The sequence below is a fragment of the Streptomyces sp. MAI_2237 genome (assembly GCF_054189285.1).
The window spans coordinates 1,130,465-1,144,773 of the sequence record NZ_JAJPGQ010000002.1 but is presented as its reverse complement, the minus strand read 5'-3'; the positions used below and the strand labels follow the sequence as shown (position 1 = coordinate 1,144,773).

Genomic DNA, 14,309 nt, shown 5'->3' with positions numbered 1-14,309 from the left:
TCAGCTCCTTGCGAGGGTCGTCGCGGCGGGGGCGGGCAGGCGCTCGGCCAGGGGGATCACCGGCGGGATCGCTTCCGGTGGCTGGCCCAGCAGCACCCGGCGCACCACCCGCTCGCTGGCGCGCCCGTCGTCGAACTGGCAGAACCGCTCCCGGAACGCGGCCCGCGCCGCGGCGGACTCCGGCCCCGCCCAGGAGCCGTCGCGGAAGACGCGCGCCAGCTCCTCGGGCGTGCGGGCCACCGGGCCCGGAGGCAGCTCCATCAGATCGAAGTAGACGCCCCGGGTCTCGCGGTAGACGTCCCAGTCGTCGACGTACACGACCATCGGCCGGTCCAGGTTGGCGTAGTCGAACATGATCGAGGAGTAGTCGGTGATCAGGGCGTCCGCGGCCAGGCACACGTCCTCGGAGGAGCGGTGCGCGGTGACGTCGATGATCCGGCCGGTGTTCCTCGCCCTGCCCTGGTCGTAGAAGTAGTGGGCGCGCAGCAGGACGACGACGTCCTCGCCGGCCTCCTCGCAGAAGGCCTCCAGGTCCAGCCCGGTATCGAAACCGGTGTGGTAGTCGCGGTGGGTGGGCGCGTACAGGACGGCCGTCTTGCCCTCCGGGACGCCCAGCTCCCGCCGGACCCGGGCGACGTCGTCGGCGGTCGCCGTGTAGTAGACGTCGTTGCGCGGATAGCCGTACTCGAGTGTCTCGTGCGCGGCCGGGAAGGCCCGCTCCCACATCTCGGTCGAGTGGCGGTTGGAGGTGAGGTTGTAGTCCCAGCGGTCGACGCGGGCCAGCAGCTTGGCGAAGCTGCCGGTCGCCGCGGCCACCACGGGGTACGCGGCCTGGTCGACGCCCATCATCTTCAGCGGGGTGCCGTGCTGGGTGGACAGGTGCACGCTGCCCTCGCGCTTGACGACGGCGTCGGCGAAGTTGGCGTTGTTGACCAAGTACTTGGCGCGGGCCAGCACGTCCCAGTACTTCGCGCTGCCGATCACCGCGTACTCGATGTCCTCCGGCACGGTGTGCGCCTGGTCCGGCTCGACCAGGAACACCGAGCGCAGGTGCGGGGCGAGTTCGCGGGCCTTGGCGTGGATCGCGGCCGGGTTGCACGCGTACCCGCGCCCCCAATAGGCGCAGTACACCGCCAGGTTCGGATCGATCGGGCGGCGCAGGGCGCGACGGTAGCGCAGCCGGGTGCGCAGACCCTGCGGGCGCGGCACGGCCTCCAGGATGCTCACGGCCGCATGATTGGCGCTCCGCAGGGCACGGAACGCCGTGTGGGCGCCGCTCGCCAGCAGCCGGTGCTGGACGCCGAGGCTGCCGGCCGGGGTGCGGAAACCGGCCGGGCGGTGCCGGCGGTAGAGCCTGCTCGCCCGGCGGAAGAAGGCTCGGCGCCCGGTCGTCAGGCGCCGGGGGTGGGCGGCCGTCTTCAGCACCGCGGTGAAGAGGTGGTCGAACAGGGGCACCGTCCGCTCCCCGTGCAGGCCGAGTTCGGCGGCGCGGGTGAGGACCAGCTCGACCTGGTCGAGCAGCTGGAGGTGGTGCTCGCCCGGCTGGCTCAGCCGGCTGCCCTGCCGCCGCAGCAGATGCCGGACCACGACCTCGCGCAGCACCGCCGCCTTCTCCGCCCGCAGGGCGACCAGACCGCCGAAGCCGACGTCCGTGAAGTGGCCGTCGGGGAAGTGGATCCGGTGGCCGGTGAGGAAGGCGCGACGGTAGGCCGCGCTCCACGCCGGGAGCTGTACTCCGGTCAGCTGGGGGACCTGGTCGGGGGCGAAGGCGCCCTCGGGGGTCTTCGGCAGCAGCAGGGCGGCCGGGTTGGTCGGCTCGCCCTCCCACCAGGGGACGCGCTCGTGCTCGGTGTACAGCACGTCGACGTCGCCGGTCTCCGCGAGGCGGGCGTCCAGCGCGGCCAGCGCGCCCGGCACCAGGACGTCGTCGGCGTCGAGGAACAGCAGATACGTGCCCGTCGCCGCCCGCGCACCGGCGTTGCGCGCCCCGGCGAGACCTGCCGACGGGGGCGATTGCACGGGGACCACGCGGGTGTCCCGCTCGGCGTACCCGGCGGCGACGTCCGCCGCGGGCGCGTCGGGCCCGTCGCAGACCGGGATCAGCTCGAAGTCGCCGTAGGACTGTGCGAGGGCGGAGTCCAGCGCCTGGGACAGCCGGCCCGCCACCCCATGGGACGGAACGATGATGCTGAAGCGGGGCATTCTGCTCTTTCTCTTGAGAGTCGGCGGGAGCCGCGGGCGGGCCTCAGCCGAGGCGGCCGGGCCGCCCCGCGGGACGCCAGGTGGACGGCCGGCTCGGCGTGGGCCGCGACGGGCTGGAGGGCATGCGAACTCCCCGGAGTGAGAACGGCGTTCAGAGGCTGTCGGTGACGGTCAGGTGGCCGGTGGGTTGCGGCACGGTGGCCTGCGGCGCGTGCGTGCGGGCCGCGGCGGCCGACGGGACGGGGTGGCGGTCGGCGAGCGGGACGACCGGCGGCAGGCCCCGCTCGCCCAGCACGACGTGGCGCACCACCCGTTCGCCGGCGCGCCCGTCGTCGTACGGGCAGAAGCGCTCGCGGAACGCGGTGCGCAGCTGGGTGGAGCGGGAGCCGCACCAGTGGCCGGTGGCGAAGACGTCGATCAGCTCGTCCTCGCTGCGGGCGACCGCGCCCGGCGGGAAGGCGCGCACGTCGAAGTAGGTGCCGCGGGCCGCCTCGTACGCCTCCCAGTCGGGGGCGTGCAGGACGATCGGGCGGTCGAGGTTGGCGTAGTCGAACATCAGGGGCGCGTAGTCGGTGATCAACGCGTCCGAGGCGAGGGCGAGTTCCTCGACGCTCGGATGGCCGGTGACGTCGATGATCCGGGTGTCCCGCGGCACGGGGCCCTGCGGGCGGGTCAGGACGACGTAGCGGGGGCCCAGGCGGCGCAGGACGCGCTCCAGGTCGAGAGGTGAGTCCTGGGTGCGGCGGTAGTCGCGATGGACGGGCGTGTACAGCAGCGCGACGGTGTCGTCGGGGATGCCGAGGGACTCGCGCACGCGCGTGACATCGGCCGAGGTGGCCCTCTGAAACCGGTCGTTGCGGGGCAGGCCGTATTCGAGGGTGGTGTACGTGCCCGGGTGGACGCGCTCGAAGACGAGGGTGGAGTGGCGGTTGCCCGACAGGACGTAGTCCCACCGGTCCACGCCCTCGAGCAGCCGCTCGAAGTCCATGTCCCGTGCCGCTGCCGGGCGTTCCTGGAGATCGAGGCCCATGTGCCCCAGCGGCGTGCCCTGTTGGGTCTGGATCAGCACCTGGCCGGAGCGCTTGACCAGGCGGGGTTCGAACTCGGTGTCGCTGACGAGGTACGTGGAGCGGGCCAGGGCCGACCAGTAGGCGGCCGTGTCGGGCCGGGGCAGCCAGGCCGTACGGATGTGCGGCGCGACCGCGCGGAACGCCTCCGCCAGGGCGCCCGGATTGCCGCCGCTTCCCCGGCCCTCGCAGGCGGCGAAGACGGCGCGGTCGGCGCGCAGGGGGAGGCGGAGCTGGACGCGGTAGTGCAGCCGCAGGGCACCGGTCCGCAGGGCGCGGACGAGCTTGACGGTCAGCTTGAGCGTGCGGCGGCGGGCGGCCGCGGCCGACTGCAGGGCGCGGTAGGTACGGTGCATGCCCCAGCGGATCAGGGCGTGGCGCAGCCGGGAGCTGAACGGCACGGGGGAGCCGGGGACGCGGTAGCGGCGGTAGTGGGCGCGGGCTCTGCGCAGGAACTCGGCGCGCGAACCGCGCGGCAGGCGGTCGCGGCGGGCGAAGATCTTCGTCAGGTGGTCGACCATGCGGCGGAACAACACCGGCCGCCAGCGCGCCAGTTCGGGCCGTGCCTCGACGTACGCGAAGACCCGGTCGTACTGCTCGAAGACGTCGAAGTGCTTACGGCTGGTGGTGGAGAGGATGTTGCCCTGGCGGCGCTGGCGGTAGTGGACGCAGACCCGGTCGAGGGTGCTGATCGACTCGGCGGCCATCAGGACCGGGAACGTCCACGGGGTGTCCTCGTAGTAGCCGGGCGGGAAGGCGAAGCCCTCGCGCTCGACGAACTCCCGCCGGTAGGCCTTGTTCCAGGCCACCATCAGCAGGTGCAGCAGGCCCGGGCGGTCCTCCAGACGGAACGGCGCGGGGCCCTGCTCGGCGAGCTGGACGGAGACGACGTTGCGGACGGTCTCGCCCGACCAGTAGGTGCGCGCGTAGTCGTAGACCAGGACGTCCGGCTCGCCGGTCTCCTTCAGGCGGTCGGCGATCGCGCGCAGGGCGTGCGGGGTGAGGGTGTCGTCGCCGTCCAGGAACACCAGGTAGTCGCCCTTCGCCTGCTCCATGCCGGCGTTGCGGGCGCCGCCCAGGCCCCGGTTCTCGGGCAGGTGCAGGGGGCGCACGCGCGGGTCCCGGGACGCGAACTCCTCGACGATCGCGCCCGATCCGTCCGGTGAGCAGTCGTCGACCACGATCAGCTCCAGATCCGGCCACGACTGCGTCAGCACCGATTCCAGGCATTCGCTCACGTACGCCTGAACCTTGTACACGGGGACGATGACACTGAACCTGGGCAAGGCACATCCATGGGGTCGGCGCGGACGACGGGGCCTTGCCCGGGAACGGCCGATGGAGTGACTTGGTTACGGCTTCGTACGGCATAAGGGGGACACCCGGCGAACGGATGTCCCCACCTACGGTGCGCTTCCGGCTACTTGACGGCACCCGCCATCACACCGGACACGAACTGCCGCTGGAACGCGAAGAACACGACGAGCGGGATCACCATCGAGATGAACGCGCCGGGCGCGAGCACGTCGATGTTGTTGCCGAACTGCCGTACCTGCTGCTGCAGGGCGACCGTCAGCGGCTGCGACTGCGAGTCGGAGAAGACCAGCGCGACCAGCATGTCGTTCCACACCCACAGGAACTGGAAGATGCCCAGCGAGGCGATCGCCGGGGCGCCCAGCGGGAGGACGACGGTGAGGAACAGCCGGGTCTCACCGGCGCCGTCCAGCCGTGCCGCCTCCAGCAGTTCGCGGGGGATCTCCGCGAAGAAGTTCCTGAGCAGGAAGATGGCGAACGGCAGGCCGAAACCCACGTGGAAGAGGACCACGCCGATGATGTCGCCGAAGATCCCGATCTTGCCGAAGAGGTCGGCGAGCGGGATCAGCGCCACCTGGACGGGCACCACGAGCAGCGCCACCACGACCAGGAACCACCAGTCGCGGCCCTTGAAGTCCATCCAGGCGAAGGCGTATCCGGCCATCGCGCCGAAGAGCACCACCAGCAGCGTCGCCGGGACCGTGATCCAGATGGTGTTGAACAGCGAGTGGGTGATCGCGTCGTTCTCCAGGAGCGACTTGTAGCTCTTGGCGGTCAGCTGACCGGGCGCGCCGAACACCTTCCACCAGCCCGAGGTGGCGATGTCGGTCGGATCGCGGAAGGAGGAGACCAGCAGGCCGAAGGTCGGCACCAGCCAGAACACCGCGACCAGCACGAGGACGACGCGCAGGACGCCGCCCCCCGCCCCGCTCGCCACCTTCGCGGCGAAGGAGCGCTTGGCGCGCACGGTCGTGTCGAGGGTCGTCACCGCTGCCGCTCCCTTCGCAGGCGCCTGATGTTCACGATCATCACGGGCAGCACGAGCAGCAGCAGGATCACGCCGATCGCGCTGCCGACGCCCTCGTTGCCGCCGCCGCCGAACGACGACAGGAACAGCTGCAGGGCCAGGACGTTGGCGTCGTCCTGACTGGGCTGCGGGGCGATGATGTAGACCAGGTCGAAGATCTTCATCACGTTGATCATCAACGTGATGAGGACGACGGCCAGGACCGGCGCGAGCAGCGGCACGGTGATCCGCCGGAACACCTGCCACTCGTTGGCGCCGTCGACCCGCGCCGCCTCGATCAGGTTGCGGTCCACGCCCGCCAGGCCCGCCGCGATCAACACCATCGCGAAGCCCGCCCACATCCACACGTACGAGCCGATGATGGCCGGGGTGACGAGGGTCGGGCCCAGCCAGTCGATGCCGTTGTAGGGCGCGGAGAAGTTCGAGGCGGGCAGCCGCAGTTGGGCCCCCTCCGCCTTCGCGGGGAGGGTGAAGGTGCCGTCCGCGCCGCTCTTGGCGGAGGCGACCACATTGCCGCCCTTCACCGCCTCCACCTTCACGCCCTTCAGCGCCTTCTCACCGGGGTCGACCTTGCCCTTGGTGCCGCCGCCGCCCAGCTTGAAGTCCAGCCAGACGGTGCCGGTGATGCCGGAGCCGGACGGCGTCTTCGCGTTCTCCGGGGTGCCGGGCAGCTTGGTGGGGGCGATGCCGACCAGGGGGAGCAGTGCGGGGGTGCCCGCGTGCACGGTGCCGGTGCTGGTGAACGAGCCGCCGCCGGAAGGCTTGAGATCGCTGACGGCCGCGTTCGGACGGGCGTTGGGGTAGACGGACGACGAGACGAAGGTGTCGTGGACGGACTTGGCGACCGCGTTGGCGGCGCCGAGGTTCGGGTCCTGCTCGTAGACCAGGCGGAAGATGATTCCGGCCGCCAGCATCGAGATCGCCATCGGCATGAAGACGATCAGCTTGAACGCCGTACCGAAACGCACCCGTTCGGTCAGCACCGCGAAGATCAGGCCGAGCGCGGTGACGACCGCGGGTGCGACCGCCACCCAGATCGCCGTGTTGCGTACGGCGGTCAGCGTGGCGTCGTTGGAGAAGATGTCGCCGTAGTTCTTCAGCCCGACGAAGCCCGACCCGTCGGCGTCGTAGAGGCTGCGCCAGACCGAGTACCCGATCGGGTAGACCACGAGCGCCCCGAGCAGCACGAGCGCGGGCAGCAGGAACAGCGCCGCCACCCACAGCCGTGTGCCCGTGACGCTCTTGCGCGGTTCGGCGGAGGGCGTCGGCAGCGCGCCGGCGCCCTCCGTCGTGCTCGCCACTGACGTCATCGCCGGACCGTCAGCTCGAGCCGTACGCCTTGGCCGCGTCGGCCTCCAGCTTCTGCTGGGCGCCGGCGACGTCCTTCGGGTTGCGCAGGAAGTCCTGCAGGTCCTTCCACTCGCCGGTGCCCGCCGTGCCGCCGAAGGCCGCCGGGGCCTGGTCGGACATGTCGAAGCGGAAGTTGTCGCCGGCCGCGAGCAGTTGCTGGGCGATCTGCTTGGTGATGGCGTCCTTGTACTGGGACATGTCCATCTCCTTGTTCGGCGACAGGATGCCGCCCTGCGCCGCCCAGATCTCCGCCGCGTCCGTCGAGGCCAGGAACGTGAGCAGCGCCTGCGCGCCGGTGCCGCTCTTCAGCGCCACGGCGACGTCACCGCCGCTGACCACGGGGGCCTGCGAGCCGACCGCCGGGAACGGGAACACCTTGGCGTCCGTGCCCAGCTTCGCCTTCGTGTCGCCGTTGATGTTCGCGGCCACGAAGTCGCCCTCGAAGACCATGCCGGCCGGGGTGGAACCGGAGAAGGTCTGGGTGACCGACTTCGGGAACTCCGTGTTCAGCGCGCCCTTGGTGCCGCCCGCGATCAGGTCGTTCTTGCCCCACAGCTGGGCGAGCGTGGTCAGGGCCTGCTTGACGGACGGGTCCGTCCACTTGATCTTGTGCGCGGCCAGCTGGTCGTACTTGTCCGGACCGGCCTGCGAAAGATAGACGTTCTCGAACCAGTCGGTGAGCGTCCAGCCGTCCGCGCCGCCGATCGAGACGGCCGGGGACCCGGCGTCGGACAGCGTCTGCGCGGTGGTCAGGAAGTCCTTCCAGGTCTTCGGGGTGTCCTTGATGCCCGCCGCGTCGAAGGCCGCGGTGTTGTACCAGACCAGGGACTTGTTGGCGGCCTTGGCGTAGACGCCGTACTGGGTGCCCTTCCAACCGCCCAGATCCACCCAGCCCTTGGAGAAGTTCTTCGTCAGCTGGGCCTTGGCGTCCGCTCCGAGCGGCTTGAGCCAGCCCTTGTCCGCGAACTGGTGCAGCACGCCCACCTGGGGCAGGAACGCGACGTCCGGCGGCTTGCCGCCCTGGATCTTGGTACCGAGGAAGGTGGAGGTGTTGTTTCCGGTGGGGACGAAGTTGATTTTCGCGCCGGTGCGCTTCTTGAACTCGTCCATGACCTTCATGAAGTTGGCCTGCTCCGCGCCGGTCCAGACGGCGGCGACCTCCAGGGTCTGACCGTTGAGCTTGGGGAGCTTCAGGCCACTGCTGCTCTCCGAGCCTCCTCCTCCGCCGCCGCTCTTGTTGTCGCTGCCGCCACAGCCCGCCAACGCGAGTGTGAGAGCGGCCGCGAGGAGAGCGGCCGCCGGTTTGGCGGCCCTGAGTGTGCGGTTCTTGCTGCTCGTGCTGCGCATCACTGCCCCGTTCTTCGGTTCTCGTCGAACGTCGAGCGCTGTCCCGTGTGATCTGGTCTACGCCTGAGGGATGGGGTCGGCAAGTACGCGTCCCGTGTCAACTCCAGGATCGTGACCACGTCGTGACTGGGCATGAGGTGATGAGCGGATGCGGCCGCCCGCTACAGCAGCGACGGCACCTCCGCCGCCGAGACCTCGCGGGCCGCCCGCTCCAGCGCGCTCGCCAGCAGGGCCAGGTCCGTCGGGCCGTTGCCCAGTTCCCGTACGGGACGGCGGGCCGGCGGGTCGCCCATGCGCTGCCAGTCCAGCGGGACGACGGTGGGGCGCAGGGTGGCCGTTCGCGGGATGCGGCCCGTGACGCGGCCGCCCTGGAACGGAGTCGTCCGGCCGTCCGCCGCGGTCAGCCGGCCGCGGCCCGGCGACGGCTCCTCCGGGCCGGAACCCGGCGGTTCCAGAGTGACCCGTACGGTCGCCAGCCGTGCCGGTTCCGACTCCGCCGTACGGCCGCCCGGGCCCGCCGCGGCGACCAGATGGACGCCGAGCCGCTCGCCCTCGCGGGCCACCGCCTCCAGCGCCCGCACGACCGAACCCGCCGCCGGGCGGCCGGGGGAGCCGAGCGCCGGGGAGACCAGGGCGTCCAGGTCGTCGACGACCACCACGAGTCGGGGCAGCGGCGGTGCCGCCTCCGTCTGCCGGCGGGACGCCGCCGGACGCAGCCGCATCGTCGAACTGGGCGGGCTGTCCAGATCCCCGGCGCCGGCCGCGCCGGAGGCCGAAGCGCCGCGCGCCGCCGTGGACCGCTGGGACACCATCCGGCCCGACAGTGCACGGCCCGTGTGCCACTCGGCGAAGTCGGAACGGCCCAGCAGCTCCGCCCTGCGCTTCAGCTCTGCGCTCAGCGACTGGGCGAACTCCCGCATCCGCACCGGGTCGTTGGCGGTCAGGTGGGTCGTGACGTGCGGGACGTCCGTGCACACGCGCAGGCCCTCGCCATGACCCCCCGCTGCGGTGCCCACGCCGTCCCGGCCGTCCACCAGGACGATGCCGAGGCGGTCGGGGCGCTCGGCCGCGGCGAGTGAGGCGACCACGGCCCGCAGCAGCTCCGTACGGCCGCTGCCTGCCGGGCCCTCGATCAGCAGGTGCGGTCCGTCGGCGGCGAGGTCCGCGCCGACCGGGCCGCGCGGTCCGGCGCCGAGCACGGCGCAGGCCCGTCCGCCGAGCGAGCCGGGGTCGTCCGCCGCGGCCGCCCAACGCGCCATGAGCGACGCCGGGGTGGCTCTGGCGAGACCCAACTCGTCCAGCAGCCGCGCCGTTTGGGGCAGCGGCACGGACACCCTCGGCTGCCGGTCGGCACCGGAGCCGTCGGGCCTGAGCGGCGCCAGCGCCCGTGCGAACCGCTCGGCCCAGGCCGCCGAGACGGCGTCGACGGCGGCGACGGTGCCGGGGGCTATGAGGCCGGTGTGCGGGGGGTGGGCGCCGGACGCGGCGGATGTGGCGGGTGGCGTGGGGGAGTTGGAGGGGAGGGCGGTGGCGGTGGCAGCGGCGGTGGGGATGCCCCGGCTGCTGCTGCTGCTGCTGCTGCTGGTGCTGGTGCTGGTGCTGGTGCTGGTGCCGGCGCCGGTGCCGGCAGCCGGGCGGGGGGCCTCTGCGGTGCCGGTGGCGCTTCCGGGTGGCGTGGCGGCCCGTGCCACCCGTATCAGCCGCAGCGCCGTCGCCACGTCGCCGCTCAGCAGCGCCACCGCGCCGCACTCCCGGAAGGTCGGCGCCGCCTCGCAGGCCGCCTCGTACGTCTCCGCCAGCGGCGAGGCCGGGGAGGCGGGGGCCGTCTCCGCGAGGCACACGAGGTGGATCCCGGCGTCGGGTCCCTCCACCGCGAGCCGCGCCACCGCCTCCCGCACGTCGAGGCCACCGGGGTCGCCGTCCACGACGACCACCGTGTACGGCCCCGGGAAGCCCTCCGGTCCGTCGGCACCGTCGTCGTCCCGGGCCCAGGAGGGCCTGTGCAGGGCCCCACGGGCCGGGGCGCGACGCTCGTCACCGGCCGGCCCGTCCGCCAGCCGGGCGCCGCTCGGGCCGTCGAGGCCGGTCGTGTACGGCGCTGTCGAGCCGTTCGGCTGCGGAGTGCCGGCGGTCGCGGTGCCGGGGACAGGGGCCCGCGTGCCGGTCGGTATGCCTGTTCCGTTCGCCGTCTCCGCCTGCTGGTCCTCCAGCCGGCGCAGCAGTTCCTCCGTGCGGGCCGTCGCCTGTTCGCGGTCGTAGGCCAGCAGGAGGCGGCAGTCCTGGGCGTGGGCGGGGCGCAGGTGGGGGAGCCAGCCGAGCCAGGACCACTCCGCCGTGCGCTCCTCCACGGAGCGGGAGCGGTCCGCGCTGATCAGCACGATCTCCAGGGTCTCGGGCGAGTGCAGGGCCGCGAGCTGGGCGAGCACCGCGCGCGCCAGTCCGGCCAGCCGGTCGCGCGGGCCGGCCAGGCCCAGCGCCCCGGCCTCGCGCAGGTTCGCCGTCACCGGCACCGCGGGCAGCAGGCCGGAGCCGTCGAGGGCGGGCCGGTCCGCCGTGCCGAGCCGAACCGTGAGCGCCTCCGGGTGCCCGGGGCCGCGCTCCCAGAGCCGGGGGCCCGGTCCGAGCGCCGTCAGCAGCAGGGCGGCCGGGTCCGGCCAGGTCTCCGGGAGCTGGGAACCGGCGTACGGGACGGGCCCCGCGGCCGGGGAAACGGAGTCCGGGGCGCCGTACGCCTCGGGCGCGGTCGAGGTCTGCTCCGCGCGTCCGCCGGCCAGCTTCCGCGCCCACGAGGACAGGCCGCCGCGCCTGCGCACGCCCGGGGGGACGTCCGTGCCCCGCAGGGGGGTGCCCTTGCGACGGCCGGTTCCGGGGCCCGGGACCATGCTCTCCTCGTCGGCGGCCCCGCGGGCGCGTGCACCGGAAGACGCCTCGTCGGGCGCGGGGGCGTGCGGGTCGGGCCCGGTGACGGAGGCGTTCCACGCCAGGGCGCCGGAGCGTCCCGCGTGCGTGTCGCCCGCCGCGTCACCCCGGTTCTCGATCCGGGGCGCTCGGCCCTGCCCCGGCACGACCGGCGGTTCGGCGGAAGGGCGCCCCGGGGCGTGCGGTGTCACTGACGGGTCCTCGCCGTCGGCCGCACGCGCGTGCGGAACGGCCGTGAGCCCGTCCCGGCCCGCGGACGGAACCGTCACCCGGGCCTCCGCGGCCGACGCGGCCGGTGCGACCGGACCCGTGTCGGGCCGCGCTTCCCCCGCCTCCCCCCTGGCGGGGACCCGCACGCAGCCCTCACCGTCGGCGACCGTCCGCATCCGTGCCCCCGGACCGCCGGCCGGGGACAGGCGCAGGGCCGACTCGCCGACGCGGAGCAGGGCGCCCGGGGTGAAGCGGACCGGGCGGGTGGTCAGCCGGGTGCCGTCCAGGGTGGTGCCGTTCGTGGAGCCGAGGTCGGCGACCGAGACGCGGCCGTCGGCGGCCACCGTCACCGCGCAGTGCAGGCGGGAGACGTCCGGGTCGTCGAGCGGGACGTCGGCGTCGGCGGAGCGGCCGATGCGGATCTCGCCGCCGTGCAGGAGGTGGACGCCGCCCGCGTCCGGGCCCGAGACGACGTGCAGCTGGGTCGGGGCGTCGTCGAGCTCGGGGTGCGGCTCCGGCTCGGCGGGGGCGCCCAGGGACAGCACGGCTCCGTCGATCAGCGGCGGCTCGCCCAGCGTGCACCGCTGGTCGTCGAGCCGCTGCGCGCCCGCGTACAGCACGACCGCGCCGCCTCCGGAAGCGGCGCCGGCGTCCCCGGAGACCGCGGAGGCCAGTGCCGAGGCCACCGTGGCCAGGGCCGTGCCGGCGGGCGCCGTGACCAGCACGTCGCGGCTCGCTGCGCGGCCCCGCGCCTTCTCGGGCGGGCCCAGCGGGTCTACGACGGTCAGCCGGATCTGCATCGCCGTCAGCGGTCCCTTCTGCGCGGGCGGCGCGGAATCCCCCCACCCCACACGAGCACGTCGGCCAGTACTGGAGGCATCCTCGCACCTGCCACCGACAACACGCCCATGCCCCGGTCCCAAGTGATCTTGATTGGTCAGCTCTGCCCCTAAAAGTGCCTGACCGTCGGCGCGTCGGCGATCAGTTGAGATCGGTCACGTCCGGCCACGGGCAACCGGCCGACCGGAGCGAGCGTCTTTCCTTCGAACAAGGACGGGAACCGGAACGTAAGAGGCACAGACGGCGCACGGAACGGCGCGGAGATCGACGCGCGGCGCAAGCCACAGAAAGCGGACAGGATGCCGCCCGGCGCGGCGGCACTAGAGTGGACCGGAACACAGGCAAGCAAGCAGGGAGCGCATGACGTGCGGCCGGTAGGCAGCAAGTACCTGCTCGAGGAGCCGCTCGGACGCGGCGCCACGGGCACCGTCTGGCGAGCCCGCCAGCGAGAGACCGCGGGGGCCGAGGCGGCCGTGCCCGGTCAGCCCGGCGAGACGGTCGCGATCAAGGTCCTCAAGGAGGAGCTCGCGAACGACGCCGACATCGTGATGCGGTTCCTCAGAGAGCGTTCCGTCCTGCTGCGCCTGACCCACCCGAACATCGTCCGGGTCCGCGACCTGGTGGTGGAGGGCGATCTGCTGGCGCTCGTCATGGACCTCGTCGAGGGCCCCGACCTGCACCGCTACCTGCGGGAGAACGGCCCCTTCAGCCCCGTCGGCGCCGCCCTGCTGACCGCCCAGATCGCCGACGCGCTCGCCGCCAGCCACGTCGACGGCGTCGTCCACCGCGACCTGAAGCCGGCCAACGTGCTGCTCGCGCAGAACGGCGGCCAGATGCACCCGATGCTCACCGACTTCGGCATCGCCCGTCTGGCCGACTCCCCGGGGCTGACCCGCACCCACGAGTTCGTCGGCACGCCCGCGTACGTGGCGCCGGAGTCCGCCGAGGGCCGCCCGCAGACCTCCGCCGTCGACATCTACGGCGCCGGCATCCTGCTGTACGAGCTGGTCACCGGGCGTCCGCCGTTCAACGGCGGCTCCGCGCTCGAAGTCCTCCACCAGCATCTCAGCGCCGAGCCGCGCCGCCCCTCCACGGTCCCCGACCCGCTGTGGACGGTCATCGAGCGCTGCCTGCGCAAGAACCCGGACGAACGCCCCAGCGCCGAGAACCTCGCCCGCGCTCTGCGCGTGGTCGCCGAGGGCATCGGCGTGCACGCCAACTCCGCGCAGATCGCCGCCGCGGACAACGTCGCCGTCCTGCTGGCCCCCGACCCGGCCCCGGCCGCGGTCCCCGGCTCCGCCGACCCCACGCAGGTCCTCCCGCACACCGGGGGCGGCTTCGACCCGAACGCCGCGACGAACGTCATGCCGACCACCGGCCGCCCGGGCCCCGTCGGCGCCGCCGACCCCACCGCCGTACTGCCGAACACCGGGGCCGCCGACCCGACCGCGGTCATGCCGCCGGTGCCCCAGGGGCAGCAGCCCGAGCAGCCGCACCCGTGGCAGAACCAGCTGCGCGCCGCCCGCGACCGCAACGAGCAGACCCAGGTGCAGTACCTCGACCCGAACGAGGACCCGCTGCGCCGGCGCCCGCAACGCCAGGTCGCCCGGCCGCAGCAGCAGCCCCGCCCCCAGCAGCAGCGGCCGCCGCAGCGCGGGCAGCAGCAGGGGTACGGCTATCCGCAGCAGCAGCCCCAGCAGTACGCCCCGCCGCAGCACCACCAGCCCCAGCGGTACGCGCCCGCGCCGGAGCCGCAGCGGCCCGTCCGTGAGCCCCGGCAGCCCCGCCAGCCGAGCCCCAACCGGATGAAGATCCCCGGCCTCGGCTGCCTCAAGGGCTGTCTGTTCATGGTCGTCATCCTGTTCGTCGCCGCGTGGCTGGTCTGGGAACTCACCCCGCTGCAGCACTGGATCGGCACGGGCCGGGGCTACTTCTCCGAGCTCAAGCACCTGTACGACAACGTCAGCGGCTGGATCGGCGATCTGAGCAGCAAATCCGGCGGCAACTGATCCACGGCTCGCCAGTTTGGTGAC

At 73.1% G+C, this 14,309-nt stretch carries 7 protein-coding genes; 1 reads left to right on the top strand and 6 read right to left on the bottom strand.

Annotation, left to right across the window (positions count from 1 at the left end; genetic code table 11):
- From LN251_RS09945 to LN251_RS09920, 6 genes are all read right to left on the bottom strand, one after another.
- Positions 1 to 2,202 (bottom strand): CDP-glycerol glycerophosphotransferase family protein, encoded by a 2,202-nt coding sequence (locus tag LN251_RS09945; protein ID WP_458244081.1) that lies wholly within the window; start codon positions 2,200 to 2,202, stop codon positions 1 to 3.
- 151 nt (positions 2,203 to 2,353) lie between these two features.
- Positions 2,354 to 4,555 (bottom strand): bifunctional glycosyltransferase/CDP-glycerol:glycerophosphate glycerophosphotransferase, encoded by a 2,202-nt coding sequence (locus LN251_RS09940; protein ID WP_458244080.1) that lies wholly within the window; start codon positions 4,553 to 4,555, stop codon positions 2,354 to 2,356.
- Between the two features lie 134 nt (positions 4,556 to 4,689).
- Positions 4,690 to 5,571 carry a carbohydrate ABC transporter permease gene (locus LN251_RS09935; RefSeq protein ID WP_249840808.1) on the bottom strand — a complete coding sequence of 294 codons (882 nt, stop codon included), beginning with the start codon at positions 5,569 to 5,571 and terminating at the stop codon, positions 4,690 to 4,692.
- Entirely contained in the window at positions 5,568 to 6,920 is a 1,353-nt protein-coding gene (locus LN251_RS09930) for a carbohydrate ABC transporter permease (RefSeq protein ID WP_458244079.1), read from the bottom strand. The genes LN251_RS09935 and LN251_RS09930 overlap by 4 nt, the downstream gene beginning before the upstream one ends.
- A gap of 10 nt (positions 6,921 to 6,930) precedes the next feature.
- On the bottom strand, positions 6,931 to 8,307 hold the full coding sequence (locus LN251_RS09925) for an ABC transporter substrate-binding protein (protein WP_458244078.1): 1,377 nt from the start codon (positions 8,305 to 8,307) through the stop codon (positions 6,931 to 6,933).
- A gap of 161 nt (positions 8,308 to 8,468) precedes the next feature.
- Entirely contained in the window at positions 8,469 to 12,236 is a 3,768-nt protein-coding gene (locus tag LN251_RS09920) for an FHA domain-containing protein (RefSeq protein WP_458244077.1), read from the bottom strand.
- Positions 12,237 to 12,641: 405 nt separating this feature from the next.
- Here LN251_RS09920 and LN251_RS09915 point away from each other — a divergent pair, with 405 nt between their 5' ends.
- On the top strand, positions 12,642 to 14,285 hold the full coding sequence (locus tag LN251_RS09915) for a protein kinase domain-containing protein (protein ID WP_458244076.1): 1,644 nt from the start codon (positions 12,642 to 12,644) through the stop codon (positions 14,283 to 14,285).
- Positions 14,286 to 14,309: the final 24 nt, after the last annotated feature.

Coding starts and splice junctions, on each gene's coding strand:
- LN251_RS09945 (WP_458244081.1), bottom strand. CDS start 2,202: ATGCCCCGCTTCAGCATCATCGTTCCGTCCCATGGGGTGGCGGGCCGG.
- LN251_RS09930 (WP_458244079.1), bottom strand. CDS start 6,920: ATGACGTCAGTGGCGAGCACGACGGAGGGCGCCGGCGCGCTGCCGACG.
- LN251_RS09925 (WP_458244078.1), bottom strand. CDS start 8,307: ATGCGCAGCACGAGCAGCAAGAACCGCACACTCAGGGCCGCCAAACCG.
- LN251_RS09920 (WP_458244077.1), bottom strand. CDS start 12,236: ATGCAGATCCGGCTGACCGTCGTAGACCCGCTGGGCCCGCCCGAGAAG.